The sequence below is a fragment of the Sulfitobacter sp. M85 genome (genome assembly GCF_029285915.1).
Lineage (GTDB): Bacteria > Pseudomonadota > Alphaproteobacteria > Rhodobacterales > Rhodobacteraceae > Sulfitobacter > Sulfitobacter faviae.
Map to the genome: position 1 here is coordinate 116,308 of NZ_JABECQ010000008.1, position 22,309 is coordinate 138,616.

Here is a 22,309-nt window from a genome sequence, read left to right on the forward strand (position 1 = left end):
CTTCCGGAAAATGCTCGTCTATATCCTGAAGCGCGTCTTGGCCACGATCCCGGTCATGCTGATCGTCGCCATCTTCGTCTTCCTCCTGCTGCGTCTCACTCCCGGTGATCCGGCAGCCATTCTCGCCGGCGATGCCGCCACCCCTGCACAGCTTGAACGGATCCGTGACCGTCTGGGTCTGAACGATCCGCTGCTGACACAGTTCTTCACATGGATCGGGCAATTGCTGCGCGGCGATCTGGGCGTATCGCTTTTGTCGAACACCTCCGTGGCGGGCATGTTGGGCGACCGGCTGGGGCCGACCATCAACATCGCGCTGATGACCATCACCATCTCTGTCCTGCTGGCTGTGCCGATGGGCGTGATCGCCGCATGGCGTCACCGCACTTGGGTCGACTTTCTGGTGATGTCCTTCTCGGTGCTGGGCTTTTCGGTGCCGGTCTTCGTGATCGGCTATATCCTGATCCAAATCTTCGCGATCGAACTGCGTTGGGTGCCGGTGCAGGGCTACAAGGCGCCTTCGGAGGGCATCGGGCCGTTCTTCTCGCGCGCCATTCTGCCCTCGCTCACGCTGGCCACGATCTATGTGGCGCTCATCGCGCGGATGACGCGGGCCTCCATGCTTGAAGTGCTGGGCGAAGATTACATCCGCACCGCCCGGGCCAAGGGCGTGCGCGAGAATGTCGTGCTGTTTCGCCATGCGCTGCGCAATGCCGCCGTGCCGATCCTGACCATCATCGGCACCGGTTTCGCGCTGCTGATCTCGGGCGTGGTGGTCACGGAAAGCGTCTTTAACATCCCCGGCATCGGGCGGCTTACGGTCGATGCGATCCTCGCGCGCGACTACCCCGTCATTCAGGCGATGATCCTGCTGACGGCGGGCATCTACGTCTTCGTGAACCTCTTGGTTGACGTCTCCTATTCATTCTTCGACCCAAGGATCCGGTACTGACATGATCGAGCAACCCCAATCCCGTCACAGCGCCTTTCAGGTGCTGACCGGACTGCTTTCCCTGCCTGCGGGCGCAAGGGTCGGTATCGGCCCGCTGCTGGCGGCGCTTATCCTCGTGGCCATCGTGCTGGCGTCGATCTTGGCCCCGCTCTACGTGCCCTATGATCCGCTGGCGATGAACTCTGCCGCGCGGCTCAAGCCGCCTTCCGAAGAGTATCTTCTGGGCACCGACCCCTATGGCCGCGACACCTTCTCGCGGGTGATGACCGGCGGGCGCGTGTCGCTGCTGATCGGCGTCGGGGCGGCTTTGGTCAGCGTCGCCATCGGCTTGGCCATCGGCCTTGTCGCTGGTTTCTTTCGGGTGGCGGATGGCATCATCATGCGGATCATGGACAGCCTGATGGCGATTCCCGCGATCCTGCTGGCGATTGCGCTGGTGGCGCTGAATGGGCCATCGCTCGGCTCGGTCATCATCGCCATCACGGTGCCGGAGGTGCCGCGCGTGGTGCGGCTGGTGCGCTCGGTCGTGCTGTCGGCACGGGAGGAACCCTATGTCGAGGCGGCCATCGCGCTCGGCTCGTCGATGCCCAAGATCCTAATCCAGCACCTGATGCCCAACACCATGGCACCGCTCATCGTCCAAGGCACTTATATCTGCGCCTCGGCGATCCTGATCGAGGCGATCCTGAGCTTTCTGGGCGCGGGCGTCAGCACCGAGATCCCCACGTGGGGCAACATCATGGCCGAGGGGCGGACCTATTTCCAGATCAAGCCGGGGCTGATCTTTTGGCCGGGGCTGCTGCTGTCGCTTTGCATCCTGTCGATCAACCTTTTGGGCGACACCGCGCGCGATCTGCTCGATCCGCGCATGAAGAAACGGGAGGGCTGAGAGATGCAGTTCAAGACCAAAGACTTCTCCGACGCGCGTGAGGTGCTCAAAGTGCGCGACCTGCGCATCGGGCTTGCCGGGCGGCCACAGGCCAAGCCGGTGATCGACGGGATCGACCTCACCATCCGCGCGGGCGAGACGCATTGCTTGGTGGGTGAATCTGGCTCAGGCAAATCCGTGACCTCGCTGGCGGCTATGGGGCTTCTGCCGAAATCGGCGCTGGAGGTGCAAAGCGGCAGCATCACGCTGGACGATTTCGAGATCACCAGCGCCAGCCACGCGCAAATGCGCGAGCTGCGCGCGCGGCGGATCGCGATGATCTTCCAAGAGCCGATGACCGCGCTGAACCCCGTGCTGCGGGTGGGCGAGCAGATCATGGAAGTGCTCAACATGCATAGCGATCTGAGCCAATCCGAGGCCAAGAAACGCACGCTCGACATGATGGATCAGGTGCATCTGCCGGATGTGAACCGCATCTTTAGCGCTTTCCCGCACCAGCTTTCCGGCGGGCAGCGCCAGCGCATCATGATCGCCATGGCGCTGATCCTCGACCCTGATCTGCTGATCGCGGATGAGCCGACGACGGCGCTGGACGTGACCACGCAGTTGCAGATCCTCAAGCTCATCGCCGAGATGCAAGAGCGTCACGGCACCGCCGTGCTCTTCATCACCCATGACATGGGCGTGGTGGCCGAGATCGCGGATACCGTGACGGTGATGCAGCAGGGCAAGATCGTCGAACGCGCGCCGATTGAAAAGCTGCTGACCAAGCCGGAGAAGGAATATACCCGCACCCTGCTGTCCGCCGTGCCCAACCTCACCCCGCGGCCCGCAAGGGCGGCGGCATCGGAAAGCGAAGTGGTGCGTGTGGCCGGGCTCGACATGACCTATGGCGGCGGCGGTTTCCTGCGCCGCAGCGAGGGTGTGAAAGCCGCGCAGGACGTGAGCTTTACCATCCAGCCGGGGCGGACGCTGGGCATCGTGGGGGAGTCCGGTTCGGGCAAATCCACGGTGGCGCGGGCCATCATGCGGCTGATCGACCCGACAGCAGGCAGCGTGAATGTCGCCGGGACCGAGATCGCCAAACTCTCGCGCCGTCAGCTACGCGACCACCGCAAACACCTCCAAATCGTGTTCCAAGACCCTTACCGCTCGCTCAACCCGCGTTGGACCGTGGCGCGCAGCCTGTGCGAAGGGCCGATCAACTTCGGCACCCCGCGCGAAGAGGCGATGCGCCATGCGGCTGAGCTGATGGAACTGGTGGACCTGCCGCGCGACGCGCTCGACCGCTATCCGCATCAATTCTCAGGCGGGCAGCGCCAGCGTATCGCCATCGCGCGTGCGGTGGCGATGAAGCCCGATCTGCTGGTCGCGGATGAGGCTGTCTCGGCCCTTGATGTGAGCGTGCAGGCGCAGGTGCTCGATCTTTTGGATGACATTCAAGAGAAGTTCGGCGTGGCCATGTTGTTCATCACCCACGACCTGCGGGTCGCCGCGCAGATTTGTGACGAGGTCTTGGTCATGCAGCGCGGGCAGGTCGTTGAATACGGCCCCGCGGGCGATGTGTTGGCCAACCCGCATCACGACTACACGCGCAACCTGATCGAAGCGGCCCCGGGCCGCCATTGGGATTTTGCCAACTACCGCGCGCTCGGCAGCGCCACCATGACGACAGGAGCCACCGCATGACCGTCCTTCCCAAGATCGAAGCCTTCGCCGCCGATCTCACCGCCATCCGTCAAGACATCCACGCCCACCCCGAACTGGGGTTCGAAGAGGTCCGCACCGCGGGCATCGTGGCCGAAAAGCTGCGCGCCTACGGGGTGGATGAGGTGCACGAAGGGCTGGGTGGCACCGGGGTTGTCGGCATCATCAAGGGCGCGGGCGGTGGCAACCGCCGTGTCGGGCTGCGCGCGGATATGGACGCGCTGCCGATTGTAGAGGATTCCGGCGTGCCCTATGCCTCGACCAACCCCGGGCGGATGCATGCCTGCGGCCATGACGGCCACACCACCATGCTCTTGGGGGCCGCGCGCTATCTGGCGGAGACGCGCGATTTCGACGGCACCGTGGTGCTGATCTTTCAACCCGCCGAAGAGGGTTTGGGCGGTGCGCGCCGGATGCTGGAGGAGGGGCTCTTCGAGAAATTCCCCTGCGACGAAATCTACGGCATGCACAACGATCCGAATGCAGAGCCGGGCGTGGTCAATGTCACCCCCGGTGCGGCCATGGCCGGGGCGGCCTTCTTTGACATTACCGTCAAGGGCACTGGCAGCCACGCCGCCATGCCGCATCAGTCGCGCGATCCTATCGTCATCGGCACGGCGCTGGTGCAGCAGTTGCAATCCGTCGTCAGCCGCAACACCCCGCCGACCAAGCCGATCGTGTTTTCGGTGACCAAATTCAACGCGGGCTCGGCCTATAACGTGGTGCCAGATACCGCCAGTATTGCGGGCACGATCCGTTATTTCCATGAGGATGTGATCGAAATGGCCGAGGCCCGGATACGCGAACTCTGCGCCGGTATGGCCACAGCCTATGGGATCGAGATCGAAGTCGACATCCGCAATGTCTTTGACGTGTTGATGAACGACCCCGAACTGACCACCGCCTATGTCGAAGCGGCGGCCAGCGTGGTGGGCGGCGAGAACGCCCATGTCTCGACCGAACAGGCCAGCGGGTCGGAGGATTTCGCCGATATGCTGAAAGTGGTGCCGGGCGCCTATTGCCGGGTGGGCCATGCGGGCAGCGTGCCTTTGCACAACCCCGGCTTCGTGCTGGACGACGCCATTCTGCCTGTCGGTGCCTCGATCTATGCGCGGATTGTCGAGACGCGCCTGCCAAAGGTCGGCGGCTAGGCCCTTGCGCCAATCTTTTAATTTAAGCCAACCGCCTGCTGTCGCGCGGCGGAGGAAAGGATATTGAACATGACCAACCCGCTCGATCTGCCTTTTGATACCGAAGAGATGCTCACCGGGCTGCGCCCATGGATCGAAACCGAAAGCCCCACATTCGACGGGGCGGCGGTGAACCGGATGATGGATGTGGCGCAGCACGATCTGGCGGTCTTGGGCGCGCGGACAGAGCGTATTCCAAGCCCGATGGGGCTGGGCGACAGCCTGCGCGCTGAGATGCCCCATCCCCGCGCGGGCGAGGGGGGCATCCTGCTTTTGGGTCATATGGACACGGTTCACCCGCTCGGCACCTTGGCGAGCCTGCCTTACAAACGCGAAGGCGATATCTGCTACGGCCCCGGTCTGATGGACATGAAGGGCGGCAACTACGTCTACCTTGATGCGCTGCGCAAGCTACAGGCCGCCGGGGTCGAGACGCCGCTGCCGGTGACGGTGCTTTTCACCCCGGATGAGGAAATCGGCACCCCCGCCACACGCCGTCTGATCGAAGAGGAGGCGAAGCGCCATAAATACATCCTCGTCCCCGAACCCGCCCGCCCCGACGGCGGCGCGGTGATCGGGCGCTACGCCATCGCGCGATTCAACCTCCAGACCCGGGGGCGCCCCAGCCACGCGGGCTGGGCGCTCTCCGAAGGCCGCTCGGCCATCGCGGAGATGGCAAAGGCCGTGGGCACGATCGAAGGCATGACCACCGAGGATTGCACCTTCTCGCTTGGGGTCTTTCACGCGGGCCAATGGGTCAACTGCGTGTCCTCGGTCTGCGATGCCGAAGTGCTCACCATGGCAAAAACGCAAGAGCAGCTCGACGCAGGCGTGGAAAAGATGATGGCGCTGAACTCGGACGAAGGCGACGTGATCATGGAAATCCGCCGCGGCGTCACCCGCCCGGTTTGGGAGCCCGACCAGCCCGGCACGTTGGCGATGCTGAAGCTCGCGCAGGAGATTGGGGGCGAACTGGGGATCGAGATCACCGGAAGCTCTGCCGGGGGCGGATCGGACGGCAATTTCACCGGTTTCCTTGGCCTGCCGACGCTGGATTCCATCGGCGTGCGTGGCAAGGGGCTGCATACGTTGCAGGAGCATATCTATGTCGGCAGTCTCACCGAACGTGCGAAACTGGCGGCGGGGCTGTTCTGTCGCTTGACGGCTTGAGGGGGGAGGGGCGGAGACCCGCCCCCGATGTTACTTCTCCACGCGCAGCAGCAATAGCTTCGGGTCGGGGCCGGAGACCGGGGTCAAGCCCGCGGCGGCCGCACCGCCCGCCAGTTCCGTGGTAAAGGAGGCAGGCGTTCCATATAGGCCGTCCCGGCACAGCAGCAGATACTCCGCCCCAGTGCGTTTGAGGGCGGCGCGCAACTGCGCCTCATCCCCATCGAAAGGCAGCACGCCGTCGGCCATGGCTTGGATGCTGCGGTGATAGGGGCCGGTCAGCACGTCGTGATGGGTCAGTAGCAAGATAGGCGGGCCGAGGTTACTGCCGCTGAGGATCACCCCCGGCGCGACGCTGTTGAGGCTGCGAATGAGGTCGGGATGGCGGCAAGACTGGACTTTGACGTAGGCCGTCTCGGCCCCGTGATCGGCAGGCCGGTTCATGTCGATGACAAAGCCATATAGCGCGGGCGCAAAGATCGTGGCGGCCCCAAGCGGGATCAGCGCCAAACGCCGCATAGGGTGGGCGTTGTCTTTGACGAGGAAGGGGGCAAGAACCAACCCCATCAACATGGGCACCGCCGACGCCCCGAGGATCGTCAGGCGCACTTGATGCAGGCCGGCAAACAGCCCAAGCCAGCCGAAGATTAGCAAGATGCCAAGGCGCCGGGGAAAATCAGACGTCTGCGTGCCTTGGAAGCGGCCCCAAAGCCACATGGCACTGGCAAGGATCAATGTGATGGCGGTCGGTACGAAGAAGCCGAAGGCGCTCACATCCCCCTCGAAAAGCGGTTCCAATATGGGTCGAGCCTCTCCGATGCGGTCCGTGATGATGGTCTGCACTTCGGCGGGCAGGCTGGCGTAGGGGCCGTAGAGACAGGTGGCAAGCAGGGGCCAAACCAGCGCGATGCCAGCCCCGCTGGCCGCTAGAAATGCAAGGCTGCGGGCCGCGACATTCGGCAAACGCGGGGCCAGCGCCACGGTCATCAGACCCAAAACAGCGCCGAGCGAGGTCACCGCGATAAAGGGCGGAGAGACTTCGTCGCAGCGGGTGATAAGCCACTCGCCAGTCGGAATTTGCAGCGCGTAGAGCGCGGGGGTGCCGAGGGCGAGGCTGAGGCTAAAGCCGATGAGGGCCCTGTCCCCTTCTGGCCGCCTCAGAACCACGCTGCCCACAAGGATCAACCCAGCCATGGCAATCGGGGGGAGCATTTCCAAGCCCACCGCCAGCGAAAGCGCCGCCGCCAAACCCCCGATTACGCCGCGCCATAGGGGGCGGCCCGAGAGCAAAAGCATGAAGACCATAACCGTCGCGAGCAGAATTTGCAGGTTGTGGTGGTCAAGCCCGCCCACGGCAAAGTAGTTCGGCGCAACCGGTGGCCAGCCCAGAATGCCGAGCACGGCGCCGAGGGCAACGGCGGGGCCAAAAACACGGTAGCCGACTGTGGCAGTGAGCAAGAGCAGTGTTAGCAGCAAGAGCGTGGGCCAAAGCACGATGGCCGCACTCATTGCAGATTCCAGCGGCATTAGCTGCGCCAAGGGCCAGACGATGACGGCGATGCCCAGATCGACATAGCGCGACCAATGCAAGTCCAGCCCCTCGGGCGGCAACATGCGGTATTGCGTCATGTCATACCATGATTGCCCCTCAAACCATGCCTTTACCGATAAGTAGCGCATAATGCTGTCATTGTCGGCGACGGCCAGAAACTCGATAGGTTCATGGCCCAAAATGACGGCCTTCAGAACGGTCACGAGGAGTGCGAAACCGGTGATGACGAAGAACATGCGGCGTTGGCTGGGGGAAGTGTCGGGGGTCTGCATGGGTCTGCTTTCTGCTCTTGGCGTCCTCTGCCGGGGCGCGCCCCGTGTAAAACGAGCGATCCCGGCGGGAGAGAGGCAGGGCTCTGGCGTAATTATGACAAGTCTATAGGAAATAGGCGGCGTGGAATGGTCGCGAACTTGCCTCAATCCTGCCGCCTTCTGCAAGGATCTTTCCCTTCAAAGATACCGGCGCATTGGTCCGGGAAGGAGAGCAAGATGCAGGTCGTCGTTTCAAATACCTTTCAGCAGGCCGCCCCCGTGCCACGCTTTGGTGCGCTTAGCATCGCCGTGTTGATCCCTTGCTATAACGAAGCCGCGGCCATCGGCACTGTTGTTGGCGATTTTCGCAAGGCCCTGCCTGAGGCGGATATTTATGTCTACGACAACAACTCCACCGACGGCACCGCGGAAATCGCGGCAGAGGCCGGGGCCATCGTGCGACGGGAACCGCGCCAAGGCAAAGGCCATGTGGTGCGCCGGATGTTTGCCGATGTGGAGGCTGACATCTTCCTCATGGTGGACGGCGATGACACCTATGATGCCAGCGCCGCGCCGCAGATGGTCGCGCGCATGGTCTCCGAAGGGCTGGATCTGGTGAACGGTGTGCGCGTGGCGGGCAGTGAGACGGCCTACCGTCCGGGTCACAAGCTGGGCAATCGCGTGCTTTCCGGCCTTGTGCGCTCGATCTTTGGTCGAGGGTCATCTGATATGCTCTCGGGGTATCGCGTTTTCTCACGCCGCTTCGTGAAAACCTTCCCGATGATGTCGCGCGGGTTCGAGATCGAGACCGAACTGACCGTGCATTCGCTGGAACTCGACATGCCGACAGCCGAGGTGCCGGGGCATTTCAAAGACCGCGCCGAAGGGTCGGAAAGCAAGCTCAACAGCATCCGCGACGGCGTGCGCATCCTGTCGACGATCACCAAACTGCTCAAACAAGAGCGCCCTTTGCCGGTATTCGGGGCGCTCGCGGGCGGGTTGGCTCTGCTCTCTGTCGCGCTGTCGCTGCCGATCTTCGCGGAGTATTTTGCCACCGGGCTCGTTCCACGTTTGCCGACGGCGGTTTTGTCGACCAGTATCATGCTGCTTGCCTTTCTGATGGGGGCGGTGGGGCTGATCCTCGATACCGTGACCCGTGGCCGGCAAGAGACCAAGCGCATGCGCTATCTTTCGGTTCCCGGCGTGCTGAGCGTGGTCGCCGCGCAGGACAAAGAAAGGGCCGCAGCGCCCGCTAAAGGTTAGGCGCATGTGGCCCTCAGGGCAATTTGTCAGGTTTCTGGCCGTCGGGACGTTGGGGTTCATCGCCGATGCTGGCACGCTCTTGCTGCTGGTCACGCTCGGTGGGGATCCTTACGTCATGCGGCTGGTCAGCTTTGCCGTGGCGGTCAGTGTGACATGGTGGTGCAACCGCAGTTGGACCTTTCGCCGCGCCACGGGTCCCTGCCGTGGCGAGTATCTGCGGTACTTCGGGGTGCAGTCGGCGGGGGCGGTGGTGAACTACGCCGTTTATGCCGGGGTTTTGGCCGTTGTCGGGCCTACGGCGCTACATACCGTATTGGCTTTGGCGGCGGGGTCAATCGCGGCAATGGCGCTTAATTTTGTCGGGGCGAAAAGGCTGGTGTTTCGGCCTCGCCCGGCCTGACCCCCTCTAAACCACCCCGGCTGCTATCTGCTGCGCGTCGCTCCATTCGCGGGGGGATTGGCCGTACATGCGTTTGAACTCTCGGCTGAATTGCGAGGCGCTGACATAGCCCACCGCCATTGCCGCTTCGCTGACCGTGGCGCCGCCTGCGATTTTCACGGCGGCATTGTTCAGGCGCATGGATTTGACGAATTGTATTGGCGACATCGTCGTTACCTGTTTGAATTTGCGGTGAAATACCGCGCGGCTCATGCCCGCGCGTTGGGCCATCCCGTCGATGGAGATGGGCGCGTCGAGATGGGCCGCGACATGCGAGATGGCCCGCGCCACGGCATTGCCCGCCCCGAAGGCCCGCCGCGCGAAGAGCCCTGCCTCTCCTTTCAAGATGGCGTAGTACAGTTCCCGCAGGCGCGCCTCGGCCAGCACGGCGCGGTCGGTGTCGCTTTTGCTCAATTGCAGCAGGCGTAGCAGGGCATCGGAGAAAGCCCCGTCCCATTTGGCAAGTTTAATTCCCTCGGCGCGCAAGTCGGCGGGGGCAGGGGGGAGGAGGCTCCCCGCGCTTTCCATTTCGAGCGAAAGCTCCGCCATAAGTCGCGCGTCCAGAGCGATGTAGACGCCGAATAGCGGGGTCTGGGGCGAGGCGCTTGGCGTGCCCGCTTTGACCGGCATCGACATGGGGCAGCACATATAGCGGCTGTCGTCATAGACATAGCGCTGACCGTCGAGCACCGCCTCTTTCGCGCCGCTGACGATGGCGATGACAGAGGGTTCATAGACCGCAGGCGCGCAGGGGATCGCGCTGGTCGCCCGGAAATACTGCACGCCTTTGATGCCGGTTTCGGTCAGCCCGTCGATCTGGCTGTGCTGTTCGATGATATGGCGGATTTGGTCTTTGCTCATCCGTGCAGATTAGGACCGCACGAGCGTTTCATGCAATGGCTGTGAGAGGATAAGGCAAGTAATCGCGACGATCCGGTCTATTTCTTTGGAGTGCTGAGATTTATTTGCAAGGTCAACGGGGCGCGATGCCTCAGTAAAGCTAAGGAACGAGACCATGACAGATAAGACTTTCGGCGCGCACGGCTGGACCCCTGAGCGGATTGACGGGGTAGAGGGGAAGACCTTTGTGATCACCGGGGCCAATGCGGGGGCCGGATTTCAGGCAGCGCGGACCTTGCTGCGCAAAGGTGCCGCGGTGGTGATGCTGAACCGCAGCGCGGAACGGTCAGCAGAGGCGGTGGCCAAGCTGAAAGACGAATTTGGCGCGGCGGCGCGGGTGCGTTTCGTGCAGATGGACCTCGCCGATTTGCAGTCGGTGCGCCGCGCGGCGGCAGAGGTTCTGCGCGACATTCCCCGCATTGATGCGCTGATCTGCAACGCCGCCATCGCGCAAGTGCCAAACCGCCAGTTGACCAAGGCAGGCCACGAAAGCCAGCTCGGCACCAATCACTACGGCCACTTCCTGCTCTGCGGCTTGCTCTTCGACCGGATCGACGAAAGCAATGGCCGGATCGTGGTGGTGGCAAGCCTTGGCTACAAGATGGGCCTGCGCACCATCCAGTTCGACGACATGAACTGGGACAAGAATTACCGCGCCAACCCAGCCTATAGCCAAAGCAAGCTGGCGCAGATGATGTTCGCCTATGAATTGCAGGACCGCGTCGCGCGGGCGGGGAGGAACGTGGCGGTCTATGTCTGCCACCCCGGTGCCTCGGCCACCTCTTTGATCAGCACCAGCGGCGGGCTGATGACCCGGTTCACTTGGTGGCTGATGTCGAAATTGCCGATCGTTCAAACGGCGGAGCGCGGCGCCTATCCCGAGGTCATGTGCGCCACCGAGGACGGGCTGGAGCAGCGCGCGCTTTACGGCCCTACAGGCCGGATGGAGATGGTCGGCCCGGTCGGGCGCGGCAGGTTGGAGCCCTATGCCTATGACAAGGAGACGATGGTCAGGCTCTGGGCGCGGTCCGAGGCGGAAACCGGCTTTGACTGGGCGGTTTGAGGGGTGGGCGGGGCCTGTCTCCGCCCTGCTAAGAACGCGCGAGATCCGCAGGCCATCAGTATCGAAGGAGAGTGTCCCTTTTCGCGGTATTTGCACAATAAAGTTGCACTTGAGGAGCCCCTTGCGGTCTATTCTTGCCAAATGAGATCATTTGGTTAGTCTCTGATCTCGGGTCGCCCGACCAATAGCGTATTTCAAGTAAGCAAAGGGGCGGCCACTCTGGGAGGAGGAAACATGACTGAGACTAAAAAGTTCAATCGACGTTCGTTCCTGACGAAGTCCGCACTTGCTGGGGGGGCGGCGACGGGGAGCATGCTGGCCGCACCGGCGGTGCTGGCCCAAGCGCCGATCGTCATCAAGATGCAGACGTCGTGGAACGACGCGAACATCTGGCAAGACTTCGCCCGCGATTATGCGACGCGGGTCGAGGAGATGTCAGGCGGGCGTCTGAAGGTCGACGTGCTGCCCGCGGGCGCGGTCGTCGCGGCGTTTCAGGTGCTCGATGCGGTGAACGACGGTCTGATCGACGCGGCGCATTCGGTGCCCGTCTATTGGTACGGCAAGAACAAGGCCGCATCGCTCTTTGGCACCGGCCCGGTTTTCGGCGGCTCTGCCACCACGATGCTGTCGTGGTTCTATCAGGGCGGCGGTCAGGAGCTTTATAACGAGCTGACGCAGGACATCATGGGCCTCGACGTTGTGGGCTACATGGGCTTCCCGATGTTCGCCCAGCCCTTCGGCTGGTTCAAGAATGAGGTCAATACCGTCGACGACCTGCAAGGCTTTAAATACCGCACCGTGGGCCTGGCCGCCGATCTGATGGCCAAGCTGGGCATGTCGGTGGCGCAATTGCCGGGCGGGGAGATCGTGCCCGCGATGGAGCGTGGCGTGATCGACGCCTTTGAGTTCAACAACCCCTCGTCGGACAAGGACTTCGGCGCGCAGGACGTGGCCAAGAACTACTACCTGTCGTCCTATCACCAAGCCTCCGAGAGCTTTGAGTTCCTGTTCTCCAAGATGTTCCTCGAAGACCTCGACCCCGATCTTCAGGCGATCTTGAAATACGCGGTTGAGGCGGCATCGACCGCGAACACGGCCAAGGCGATGGACCGCTATTCGGCGGACCTTCAGTTCCTGCAAAACGAGGCTGGCGTGACCGTGCGGCGCACCTCCAAGGAAATCTTGGATGCGCAGCTCAAAGCATGGGATGAGCTGATCCCCGAGCTGGAATCCGATCCTTTCATGAAAAAGACCCTCGACAGCCAGCGCGAATGGGTCGACCGCGTGGCCTATTACGAGTTGATGAACTCGCCGGATTACGGGCTTGCCTATGAGCATTACTTCCCCGGCAAGATCAAACTCTGATCCCGCAAACCCATAACATCACCGCGAACTCCGGCGCATGGCGTGCCGGGGTTCGTGTGAGATACCGAGGGCATCATGATATCTTTCATTCGGTTCGCCGATAACCTTTCCGCATGGTTCGGCAAGGCTTTTGCATGGCTCATTTTGCTGATGTCCATCGGCACGGGCTACGAGGTTTTTGTGCGCTATGTGCTGAACAATCCCACGGCTTGGGCGCTGGATGTGTCCTTCATCATGTATGGCACGCTCTTTATGATGGGCGGGGCCTATACGCTGTCGCGGGGCGGCCATGTGCGGGGGGATTTCCTCTACCGGCTATTCCAGCCGCGCACCCAAGGCATGATCGACCTCGTGCTCTATATCATCTTCTTTTTCCCCGGCGTCACCGCGCTGATCCTCGCAGGCTGGAAATATGCCGCCCGCTCGTGGTCATACGGCGAGGTGTCGGTCAACAGCCCGGCAGGCGTGCCGATCTATCAATTCAAGGCGATCATCGTGGCGGCGGGGATCCTGCTGTTCATCCAAGGCATTGCGCAGGTCTGCCGCTGTCTTATCGCCATACGTTCCAACTACTGGCTCGAAGCCGAGGAAGACGTCTTTGAGACCGAAGACCTCATGATGCGCGAAGCCAACAAGGCCGAAAAGGGCCATCTCACATGACCGATCCGCAAATCGCCCTGATGATGCTTGGGCTGTTCATCGTCTTTGTTTTCCTGGGCTTTCCGATTGCTTTCACGCTGATGGCCATGGGCATCGGCTTTGGCTATTACGCCTATTTCGACGCGCGCCGCATGTGGCGCAGTTTCGACCGGCTGGACGAGGAGGCCGGCCAATGGGAGCAATGGTCGACCTGGATAGATGGGTTCTTCAACAACCGAATATTCGACCTTTTCGTGAACCAGACCTTTACGGTGATGTCGAACGAAGTGCTGACGGCGGTGCCGCTGTTCCTTTTCATGGGCTATATCGTGGAGCGGTCGAATATCGTTGACCGGCTGTTCACTACGCTCAACATCGCCTCCAAGAACATCCCCGGCTCCATGGGCGTGGCCGCGCTGATCACCTGCGCGCTCTTCGCCACCGCCACCGGCATCGTCGGCGCGGTGGTGACGCTGATGGGGCTTCTGGCCCTGCCCGCGATGCTGAAGGCGCGCTACAACCCGTCCTTTGCCGCCGGCATCATCTGCGCGGGGGGCACGCTGGGCATCCTGATCCCGCCTTCGATCATGCTGATCGTCTATGCGGCGGCGACCAATGTTTCCATCGTGCGGCTTTATGCGGCCGCACTCCTGCCGGGGCTCACGCTCGTGGGTCTTTACCTGATCTACATCATCGGGCGCTCGCTGTTGCAGCCCTCCTCGGCCCCGCGCCCCACGGCGGATGAGGTGCCAGACATGCCGATGGGCAAGCTGTTGCTGATGATCGCCACCTCCTTCCTGCCGCTGGCCTTCCTCATTTTCGCGGTGCTGGGCTCGATCCTTTTCGGCCTTGCCACCCCGACAGAGGCGGCCTCGATCGGTGCATTGGGCGGCATCTTCCTCGCCTTCATTTACCGTGCGATGACATGGCAGCGGATGCGCGAAAGCGTCTATCTCACGGTGCGCACCACGGCGATGGTCTGCTGGCTTTTCGTCGGCTCCTACACCTTCTCGGCGGTGTTCTCCTACCTTGGCGGCGAGCATGTGATCTCTGAGTTCGTGCAATCTCTGAACCTCTCGCCGATCATGTTCTTGATCCTCGCGCAGCTGATCATCTTCCTGCTGGGCTGGCCGCTGGAATGGTCCGAGATCATCATCATCTTCGTGCCGATCTTCCTGCCGCTGCTAGCGGTGTTCGAAATTGATCCGCTGTTCTTTGGCATCCTCGTGGCGCTGAACCTGCAGACCAGTTTCTTAACGCCACCGATGGCCATGTCGGCCTATTACCTCAAGGGGATCGCCCCGCCCGAGTTGCGTCTGACGCAGATTTTCGCGGGCGTGATGCCGTTCCTCTTCTGCGTGATCCTGTCGATGGTGCTGATGTATGTCTTCCCGCAGATCGTCTTCTACCTGCCGGAGGTGTTCTATGGGCGCTGAGCCAAGGATGACCGCCCCGGCGGCGCTCGGCGTGGTCGAGTTGCGGGACCGTCTGGCGACCGGCGCATTGGATGCGCTGGCGCTGGTGGAAAGCTACATCGCGCGGATCGAAGCGCGCGAGGAAGTCGTGGGCGCTTGGGCGTGGTTCGACTCCGAATTCGCCCGTGCGCAGGCCCGAACGCTCGACAATCATCGCCGGGCGGGCCGGCCGCTTGGGCGGTTGCACGGGCTCCCGGTGGGGCTGAAAGACGTGATCGACACGCGCAGCATCCCCACCGAAAACGGCGCGGCGCAGGACAAGGGGCGCGTGCCGCTGCGCGATGCTTTCATTGTCGAGCGGCTGCGGGCCGAGGGCGCGATCATCATGGGCAAGACGGTCACTACCGAACTGGCCTTCATGCATCCGGGCAAGACCACCAATCCGCATAATCCGGCGCATAGCCCCGGCGGCTCGTCCCAAGGGTCGGCGGCGGCGGTGGCGGATGGGATGGTGCCCTTGGCCATTGGCACGCAAACCGGCGGGTCGGTGATCCGACCTGCGTCCTATTGCGGGGTCACCGGGTTCAAACCAACCTTCGGCGCGATCCCGCGCCGGGGGGTGCTGACGCAATCGCCCTCGCTCGACACCATCGGCGTCTTTGCCAGCGATCCCGCAGGGGCGGCGCTGCTGGCCGAGGTGCTGTTCGGCCATGATCCCGAAGACCGCGCGACCGAGCTTGCCCCGACCCCCGCGCTTTTGGCCGAGGCGAGCAGCGCGCCGCCGATCCCGCCGGTTTTCGGCTTTGTCCGCCCGCCGGGGTGGGAGGATGCCGATCCGCAGCTGCACGCCGCTTTCGAGGAACTGGTCGCGGCGCTTGGCGATCAGGCTTTCGAGATGCCCCTGCCGCCGGTCTTTAACGAGGCCGCCGAGGCGCGCAAACGCATCAACTTTGCCGAGATGGCCTATCACTTCTACCCCTATCTGCGCGACGGGGCCGAGCTGCTCTCTCCCGTGGCGCGGGAGGCGATGGAGGCGGGCAATAAGGTGCTTGCCCGCGATTACCAATCGGCCCGCGACTTGCCCAAGGTGCTGACCGCCGCGCTGGAAGAAATGCTGACCCGTTGCGACGTGCTGCTCTGCCCCGCAGCCACCGGCCCCGCGCCGCGCGGGTTAAAGACCACCGGTGACCCGATTTTCAACGGTCTTTGGACGCTCTGCGGCAGCCCCTGTGTGACCCTGCCGTTGATGACCTCGGAAGAGGGGCTGCCGATGGGGGTGCAACTGGTCGGCGGTCACGGCCAGGACGGGCGTCTGATGCGCAGCGCCCAGTGGCTTTTCGACTGGGCCGATGGTGCAACTGAATGAGGATGAGACCATGAACCGCCTACTTGCCCTGCTCGCCTTTGCCGCGATTGCGGTGTTTTTGCTGATCCTCGCAGTGGAGGTGCCCAGCATCGACCTGATCACCATCGTCGCGGTGACGCTGGCTTTTGTGGCCTATGACTTTTTCACCTCCAGCCGGAAAGATCGGGACTGAGCCATGGGCAAACCCGTCATTTGGATCACACGGCAGCTGTCAGAGGCCACGCTCGACCGCGCGAGGCGGGATTACGAGGTGATCTGGGATCCCGCCGACAAGCCCGGCAGCGCCGAGGACATCATTGCGATGAGCGCGCGTGTCGATGGTATGATCCCCTGTCATTCCGAACATTTCAGCGCCGAGGTTGTGGCCCGGCTCGACCCTCGGCTCAAGATCATCGCGAACCATTCTGTGGGCGTCGATCACTGCGATCTGCCCAGCCTCAAGGCGCGGGGGATCGTGGTGACGAACACGCCCGGTGTTTTGTCGGATGCCACGGCGGAACTGGCGCTGATGTTGATGCTGGGCGCGGCCCGTCATGCGGTTGCCGGGGACCGGCTGGTGCGCAGCGGGCAGTGGCAGTCGTGGTCGCCTGCGATGCTGGTGGGCAAACAGCTTTCCGGCGCGCGGCTTGGCATCATCGGGATGGGCGGCGTGGGCCGTGCCTTTGCCCGCAAGGCGCGCGGGCTGGATATGGAGATCCACTACCACAACCGCCGCCGTCTGGACCCGGAGCCGGAGGCGGGGGCGATATATCACGCCGAGTTGGACGACCTGTTGGCGGTGTCGGACTTCCTCTCGTTGCACTGCCCGGCCACGCCCGAGACGGTGGGCCTCATGAACGCCACGCGCCTCGCGCAGATGCCCAAGGGCTGCGTGATCGTAAACACCGCGCGGGGCAATCTGGTGGATGAGGCGGCACTGCTCGACGCGCTCACTTCGGGTCATGTCGGCGCGGCGGGGCTGGATTGCTTCGTGACCGAGCCGGGCGGCAATCCGGCCTTTGCGGCGCATGATAACGTGATGATGATGCCCCATGTCGGCAGCGCCACCGTGGCCACCCGCGACGCGATGGGCTTCAAGGCGCTGGACAATCTCGACCATTTTTTCCGGGGTGAGACGCCGCCGGATCAGCTTTAGCGGCAGCGGCCGCCTAGGTGGCGCGTGGCGGCGGGGCAGGTGTATGCCGCCGCAGCCGTCGCGGGGCGGGCAGGGTGATGATGGCCAAACAGCCGATCACCAGCGCCACGCCGACCCAGCCCTGCGGGGGCAGGCGTTCGCCCACGATGACCACGGCCAGCACCGCCGCGACGACCGGCTCGAACAGGGTGATCACTGTCGCCGTGCTCGCTTCCACCCGGGCGAGGCCGTAGCCAAAGGCGATATAGCCCAGAAACATCGGCACGGCGGCCATGTAAAGCCCCACCGCGGCGTTGGTCCACGAGGCCAGAAACGCCCCGCCCGAGACCGCCAGCACCGGCATCAGCAACAGCCCGCCCAGCCCAAAGGTCGCCCCCATGGCCACGGCAGAGCCGGTGCCTTGCAGCATCATCCGGCGCGCGCTCCACGAATAAAGCGCGTAGGTGAAACCGCCGATCAGACCCAGCAAAACGCCCAGAGGGATGGAAGGCGCGCTTACCGCGCTGCCATGGGCATCGCCCTCGGCCAAGCAGATCAGCCCCATGCCGATCAGCCCGACCGCCGCACCGAAGGACCAGCGCAGGGTCAGGCGTCGGCCATCCAACAGGTATTCGATCAGCGCCGAGAGCAGCGGGGCGGAGCCGATGGTGATGACCGTGCCCACCGTCACCCCCGCCAGCCGCATTGCGCCGTAAAAGGCCAGCGGATAGATCGCCACGGCCAGCGCGCCGATGACCAGCAGGCGGCGCTGTTGCCAGAGCCGCCGCCGTTGGTTCAGGATGCCCCGCCCGGCCCAGAGGGCCTGTGCGATCCCGCCCAGCCCCATGGCAGCGGCACCGATGGCGGCGGCGCTGACCTCGGGGGCGAAGGTGGCGGCGGTGCCGGTCGTGCCCCAGACCACGGCAGCGAAAAGGATGGCGATCACGCCCCAGCGGTGGCCCTGCATCATGAAAACGTCCCTAGCATGTCATTGGTGCTGGCGCGCATCGCGCAGCAGCGTTTTGGCCAAATGCTGCGCGGCGGTCACCGCCTGCGCCCCGCGTAGCGGCCAAGTCTGTGTGAGCCCTTCGAGGATCAACAGCAACTCGGTCTCCGCGCCCGGCAGATCGGCGGCTGCGGCGGCCTTGGCCGCGACCTCGGCCTTATGGCGTGAGAGCAAGGCGTGCAGTTTTTCGCTGCCGGGGTCGGCGGCGACGGCGGCGTGGAACAGGCAGCCGTGCGAGGTTTCCGTTTCCATCCACTGCCCGACGCGGGCCAGAATTGTCTCAAGCGCCTCGGTCGGGGTCTCGGGCAGATCGCCGAAGACCAGCGCCAGATAGCGTTGCTGCCGGTTCTCTAGCGCGGCCAGTACCATTTCGGCGCGGGAGGGGGTGTATTTGTAGAGCGTGCGCAGGCTCACCCCGGCCGCATCGCGTAGGTCTTCGACGCTGGGGTCGGCAAAGCCGCGGGTGGCAAAGGCACGTTCCAGCCCGGCGGCGATCTTGCTTTTGGTATCTGTCATGCTTGACGATGTAGAGGGGACGCTCTACCTACGCAAGTAGAGTAATCATTCTACACTTGACCATTCCGCCGCTGAAGGAGCCCGAGCGATGACCCTACCGAAGACCATGAAAGCGATGCTGCTGACCGGCCATGGCGGCTTGGACAAGCTGGCGTGGCGCGAGGATGTCGCGCTGCCAAAGCCCGCCGCCGGGGAGGTTCTGGTTCGCGTCGGCGCGGCGGCGGTGAACAACACGGATGTGAACACGCGCACGGGCTGGTATTCCAAAGCGGTGCGCAGCGACACCGGCTCGGCGGCGAGCGAGGGCTACGGCGGCGCGTCGGACGCCGATGGCGGCTGGTCTGGCGCACTGAGTTTTCCGCGCATCCAAGGGGCCGATTGCTGCGGAGAGGTCGTGGCCGTGGGCGCGGATGTCGAGCAAGGCCGGATCGGCGAACGGGTTCTGATCCGCCCGATGTACAGCCCTGCGGGCGCGGGGCCGGACGATCTGGTCACCTTCGGATCGGAGCGGGACGGCGGTTTTGCGGAATATGCAACCGCCGAGGCCAGCAATGCGCTGCGGGTCGATAGCGCCCTCACGGACGTTGAACTCGCCTCCTTTCCCTGCGCCTTTTCGACGGCCGAGGGGATGATACAGCGGGCCGCTTTGGGGGCCGAACGTGTGTTGATCACCGGCGCCTCGGGCGGGGTCGGCTCTGCGGCGGTGCAGCTGGCCAAACGGCGCGGCGCGCATGTGACGGCGGTGACCAGCCCCGGCAAGATGGAGGCGCTGAAGGCGCTTGGCGCGGATGAGACGTTCGACCGGGATGCGGCCCTGCCGGAGGACAGCTATGACGTGGTGCTCGACCTCGTGGGCGGGGCGGGTTGGCCCAAATTGCTTGACGCGCTGGTGACGCGCGGGCGCTATGTGACCTCGGGCGCGATTGCCGGGCCGATCGTGGAGTTGGACCTGCGCACGCTCTACCTCAAGGACCTGACCCTGATGGGCAGCACGCGGCAAGAGCCAAGCGTTTTTGCCGATCTGGTGGGCTATATCGAACGCGGGGAAATCCGGCCTGTCGTGGCGGAAACCTACGCGCTGCGCGATCTGAAACAGGCGCAGGAAGCTTTCATCAAAAAGTCCCATATGGGGAAAATCGGGATCACGGTGGCGGATTAACCGCAAAAGCGGGCCGCTCGCCTTTAGGCGGTCGGCCCTTCATCGCGCAATAAGTCAATTAGATTGATTTAAGCGTTGACTCACTTGCTCCCATCTGGGATTTCTCCGGTGAAACGCCGCATGAACCGGGGGGAGGCCAGTTTGCAGCAGCTACAGACAGTCGCCGACCGCGCCGCGCGCGGCTCGAACCAAAGCGGGATGCGGGCCTATAACGAACGGCTGGTTCTGTCGCTCATCCGGCGCAGCGGGCCGACGTCCAAGGCCGAGATTGCCCGGCTTACGGGCCTGTCGGCGCAGACCGTCTCCGTCATCATGCGCGCCCTCGAAGCCGAGGGTTTGCTGAAGAAAGGCGCGCGGGTGCGGGGCCGGGTGGGGCAGCCATCGGTGCCGATTAGCCTGAACGCCGAGGGTGCGTTCTTTCTGGGGCTGAAGGTTGGGCGGCGCAGCGTTGAATTGATCCTGACCGATTTCGAAGGGCAGGTGACCCGCCACAGCAGCGAGACCTACGCCCATCCCACGCCCGATGCGGTCATGGCCTTTGCCGCGCGCGCTTTGCGGGACGCGCTTGCCTCCCTCTCCGCCGAGCAGCAGGCGCGGGTGGCCGGGCTGGGCGTGGCCCTGCCGTTTGGCATCTGGGAATGGGAAGTCGCGGGCGGCGATCTGAGTGCGTGGCAGACCTTTGATATCGAAGCGGCTTTGGCGGAACTGGTCGATCTGCCGATCTATATCTGCAATGACACCTCTGCCGCTTGTGGGGCGGAACTGGTCTTTGGCGCGCAGGACAAACCGCGCGATTTCCTCTATTTCTACATTGGCTATTTCGTCGGCGGCGGGCTGGTGCTGGACAGCAAGCTCTACACCGGCAAAAGCGGCAATGCCGGGGCGCTCGGCTCCATGCCGTTGGCCGGGGATGCGGCGCGGCAATTGGTCGATGTGGCCTCTTTGGCGACTTTGGAGGGCGCCTTGCAAGAGGCCGGGGAGACCCGCCGCGCCCCTTGGAGCGATCCGGCGGCTTGGGGCTTTGGCGATGACATTTTGCACCCATGGCTCGACAGCACGACCGAGGCATTGGCGCAGGCGATCCGGGCCGCGACATGTTTGATTGATTTCGACACGGTGATGATCGACGGGTCGGTACCCGCAGAGGTTCGCGCCGAATTGGTCACCCGCACCCGCCGCCACCTCGCCGCCCGGCCCTTGCCGGGCGTCACCCTTCCCGAATTGCGCGAAGGCACCGTCGGCAGCGATGCCCGTGCGCTCGGCGCGGCGAGCCTGCCGCTTTCGGACCGTTTCCTCGTCGACCGTGACGCATTTTTGAAAGGCTGACAGATGATCCTTTGCTGCGGAGAAGCCTTGATCGATATGATCCCGACCCCGACCAAGGCGGGCCCCGATGGTTTCGTGCCCCATGCGGGCGGGGCGGTGTTCAACACGGCCATCGCATTGGGGCGGCTCGGCGCGCAGGTGGGGATGCTCTCGGGCCTGTCGTCGGACATGTTCGGGCGGCAGTTGGTCGACGGGTTGAAGGCAAGCCATGTGGATGTGTCGCATGTTGTCCTGTCCGACCGTCCGACGACGCTGGCCTTCGTGCGGCTGGTGGGCGGCCATGCGACCTATGATTTCTATGACGAAAACTCCGCCGGGCGGATGATCACGCCCGAGGATATGCCCGCACTGTCGAGCGAGGTTTCAGCGCTTTATTTCGGCGGGATCAGTCTGGCCTGCGAGCCGGGGGCGGATGCCTATGCCGAGCTATTGGCGCGCAACGCCGAGGGCCGCGCGGTGATGATCGACCCCAACATCCGCCCCGGTTTCATCAAAGATATCGAACGTTATCGCCAAAGGCTCGACCGGATGCTGGCGCTGTCGGATATCGTGAAAGTCTCGGATGAGGATCTGAACTGGATCAACCCCGCGCCGCTGTCGCTGCGCGACAAGGTGGCCGAGTTGCTAAAGAAGGGTCCATCGGTTGTCATCCTGACCCGCGGGGGCGAGGGGGCGACGGGCTATCTGGCGAATGGCGAAGAGGTGCAAGTGCCCGCCGTGAAAGCCGAAATCGTCGATACGGTCGGCGCGGGCGACACGTTCAACGCAGGCGTTCTGGCCAAGATGTCGGAGCTGGGGCAGTTGCATAAATCTGCGCTTGCCACCCTTGCGCCGGAGGTGCTGTCCGAAGCGCTGGCCTATGGTGCGCGGGTTGCCGCCGTGACCGTTTCACGGGCCGGGGCAAACCCGCCTTGGGTAGAGGAAATATGAAATGTTGAAGAACCGCCTATCTTTTTCGCTCAAATATGTTAGCGCTACCAGTGGCCGCCCGGAGGAGGGCGCGAAGGGGGTGGTGATGGCTTTGGGCAAT

The 22,309-nt window shown here is 63.5% G+C and carries 21 protein-coding genes; 17 read left to right on the forward strand and 4 right to left on the reverse strand.

The window, feature by feature from the left end:
- The first annotated feature begins 10 nt into the window (after positions 1 to 10).
- The 5 genes from HKX24_RS15180 (at position 11) to HKX24_RS15200 (ending at position 5,908) form a co-directional block, all read left to right on the forward strand.
- Positions 11 to 952: an ABC transporter permease gene (locus tag HKX24_RS15180; RefSeq protein WP_067266948.1), complete on the forward strand. Its 942-nt coding sequence runs from the start codon at positions 11 to 13 to the stop codon at positions 950 to 952.
- A 1-nt stretch (position 953) separates the two neighbouring features.
- The gene (locus tag HKX24_RS15185; RefSeq protein WP_209217112.1) at positions 954 to 1,841 is read left to right on the forward strand and encodes an ABC transporter permease; all 888 of its coding nucleotides are present in this window, start codon (positions 954 to 956) and stop codon (positions 1,839 to 1,841) included.
- A 3-nt stretch (positions 1,842 to 1,844) separates the two neighbouring features.
- Entirely contained in the window at positions 1,845 to 3,530 is a 1,686-nt protein-coding gene (locus HKX24_RS15190) for an ABC transporter ATP-binding protein (RefSeq protein WP_271692289.1), read from the forward strand.
- Positions 3,527 to 4,699 carry a M20 aminoacylase family protein gene (locus HKX24_RS15195; protein ID WP_276154086.1) on the forward strand — a complete coding sequence of 391 codons (1,173 nt, stop codon included), beginning with the start codon at positions 3,527 to 3,529 and terminating at the stop codon, positions 4,697 to 4,699. Before HKX24_RS15190 ends, HKX24_RS15195 begins: the two co-directional genes overlap by 4 nt.
- Positions 4,700 to 4,768: 69 nt before the next feature.
- On the forward strand, positions 4,769 to 5,908 hold the full coding sequence (locus HKX24_RS15200; RefSeq protein WP_271692286.1) for a M20/M25/M40 family metallo-hydrolase: 1,140 nt from the start codon (positions 4,769 to 4,771) through the stop codon (positions 5,906 to 5,908).
- A gap of 30 nt (positions 5,909 to 5,938) precedes the next feature.
- Here the strand turns inward: HKX24_RS15200 and HKX24_RS15205 are convergent, their stop codons facing one another.
- Positions 5,939 to 7,729, reverse strand: a complete 1,791-nt coding sequence (locus HKX24_RS15205; protein ID WP_276154087.1) for a hypothetical protein — start codon at positions 7,727 to 7,729, stop codon at positions 5,939 to 5,941.
- A 216-nt stretch (positions 7,730 to 7,945) separates the two neighbouring features.
- Between HKX24_RS15205 and HKX24_RS15210 the strand changes: the two genes are divergently transcribed.
- A complete protein-coding gene (locus HKX24_RS15210; protein WP_271692283.1) occupies positions 7,946 to 8,971 on the forward strand; it encodes a glycosyltransferase family 2 protein in 1,026 nt (341 codons plus the stop codon).
- Between the two features lie 4 nt (positions 8,972 to 8,975).
- The gene (locus HKX24_RS15215) at positions 8,976 to 9,371 is read left to right on the forward strand and encodes a GtrA family protein (RefSeq protein ID WP_271692281.1); all 396 of its coding nucleotides are present in this window, start codon (positions 8,976 to 8,978) and stop codon (positions 9,369 to 9,371) included.
- Positions 9,372 to 9,377: 6 nt separating this feature from the next.
- Here HKX24_RS15215 and HKX24_RS15220 read toward each other — a convergent pair whose 3' ends face one another.
- The gene (locus HKX24_RS15220) at positions 9,378 to 10,271 is read right to left on the reverse strand and encodes an AraC family transcriptional regulator (RefSeq protein ID WP_271692279.1); all 894 of its coding nucleotides are present in this window, start codon (positions 10,269 to 10,271) and stop codon (positions 9,378 to 9,380) included.
- Between the two features lie 154 nt (positions 10,272 to 10,425).
- Between HKX24_RS15220 and HKX24_RS15225 the strand changes: the two genes are divergently transcribed.
- From HKX24_RS15225 to HKX24_RS15255, 7 genes are all read left to right on the forward strand, one after another.
- Positions 10,426 to 11,373, forward strand: coding sequence for an SDR family oxidoreductase (locus tag HKX24_RS15225; protein WP_271692277.1), 948 nt, complete (start codon positions 10,426 to 10,428; stop codon positions 11,371 to 11,373).
- Positions 11,374 to 11,607: 234 nt separating this feature from the next.
- Positions 11,608 to 12,738, forward strand: a complete 1,131-nt coding sequence (locus HKX24_RS15230; protein WP_067266961.1) for a TRAP transporter substrate-binding protein — start codon at positions 11,608 to 11,610, stop codon at positions 12,736 to 12,738.
- A 75-nt stretch (positions 12,739 to 12,813) separates the two neighbouring features.
- A complete protein-coding gene (locus HKX24_RS15235) occupies positions 12,814 to 13,398 on the forward strand; it encodes a TRAP transporter small permease subunit (protein WP_093928097.1) in 585 nt (194 codons plus the stop codon).
- On the forward strand, positions 13,395 to 14,813 hold the full coding sequence (locus HKX24_RS15240; RefSeq protein ID WP_271692275.1) for a TRAP transporter large permease subunit: 1,419 nt from the start codon (positions 13,395 to 13,397) through the stop codon (positions 14,811 to 14,813). Before HKX24_RS15235 ends, HKX24_RS15240 begins: the two co-directional genes overlap by 4 nt.
- Before the next feature lie 7 nt (positions 14,814 to 14,820).
- Positions 14,821 to 16,158 (forward strand): amidase, encoded by a 1,338-nt coding sequence (locus HKX24_RS15245; RefSeq protein ID WP_271692274.1) that lies wholly within the window; start codon positions 14,821 to 14,823, stop codon positions 16,156 to 16,158.
- Between the two features lie 10 nt (positions 16,159 to 16,168).
- On the forward strand, positions 16,169 to 16,330 hold the full coding sequence (locus tag HKX24_RS15250) for a hypothetical protein (protein ID WP_271692273.1): 162 nt from the start codon (positions 16,169 to 16,171) through the stop codon (positions 16,328 to 16,330).
- 3 nt (positions 16,331 to 16,333) lie between these two features.
- Positions 16,334 to 17,293 carry a D-glycerate dehydrogenase gene (locus HKX24_RS15255; protein WP_271692272.1) on the forward strand — a complete coding sequence of 320 codons (960 nt, stop codon included), beginning with the start codon at positions 16,334 to 16,336 and terminating at the stop codon, positions 17,291 to 17,293.
- A gap of 13 nt (positions 17,294 to 17,306) precedes the next feature.
- On the opposite strand, the gene HKX24_RS15260 is transcribed toward HKX24_RS15255, so the two are convergent.
- Together HKX24_RS15260 and HKX24_RS15265 are read right to left on the reverse strand one after the other, a co-directional pair.
- Positions 17,307 to 18,242: an EamA family transporter gene (locus HKX24_RS15260; protein WP_271692270.1), complete on the reverse strand. Its 936-nt coding sequence runs from the start codon at positions 18,240 to 18,242 to the stop codon at positions 17,307 to 17,309.
- An 18-nt stretch (positions 18,243 to 18,260) separates the two neighbouring features.
- Complete coding sequence (locus HKX24_RS15265; RefSeq protein WP_271692269.1) at positions 18,261 to 18,794, reverse strand: TetR/AcrR family transcriptional regulator; 534 nt, start codon at positions 18,792 to 18,794, stop codon at positions 18,261 to 18,263.
- 88 nt (positions 18,795 to 18,882) lie between these two features.
- Between HKX24_RS15265 and HKX24_RS15270 the strand changes: the two genes are divergently transcribed.
- The 3 genes from HKX24_RS15270 (at position 18,883) to HKX24_RS15280 (ending at position 22,209) form a co-directional block, all read left to right on the forward strand.
- A complete protein-coding gene (locus HKX24_RS15270; RefSeq protein WP_271692268.1) occupies positions 18,883 to 19,953 on the forward strand; it encodes an alcohol dehydrogenase family protein in 1,071 nt (356 codons plus the stop codon).
- Positions 19,954 to 20,151: 198 nt separating this feature from the next.
- Positions 20,152 to 21,279, forward strand: coding sequence for an ROK family transcriptional regulator (locus HKX24_RS15275; protein ID WP_271693853.1), 1,128 nt, complete (start codon positions 20,152 to 20,154; stop codon positions 21,277 to 21,279).
- Positions 21,280 to 21,282: 3 nt separating this feature from the next.
- Positions 21,283 to 22,209: a carbohydrate kinase gene (locus tag HKX24_RS15280; RefSeq protein ID WP_271692267.1), complete on the forward strand. Its 927-nt coding sequence runs from the start codon at positions 21,283 to 21,285 to the stop codon at positions 22,207 to 22,209.
- Positions 22,210 to 22,309 lie beyond the last annotated feature (100 nt).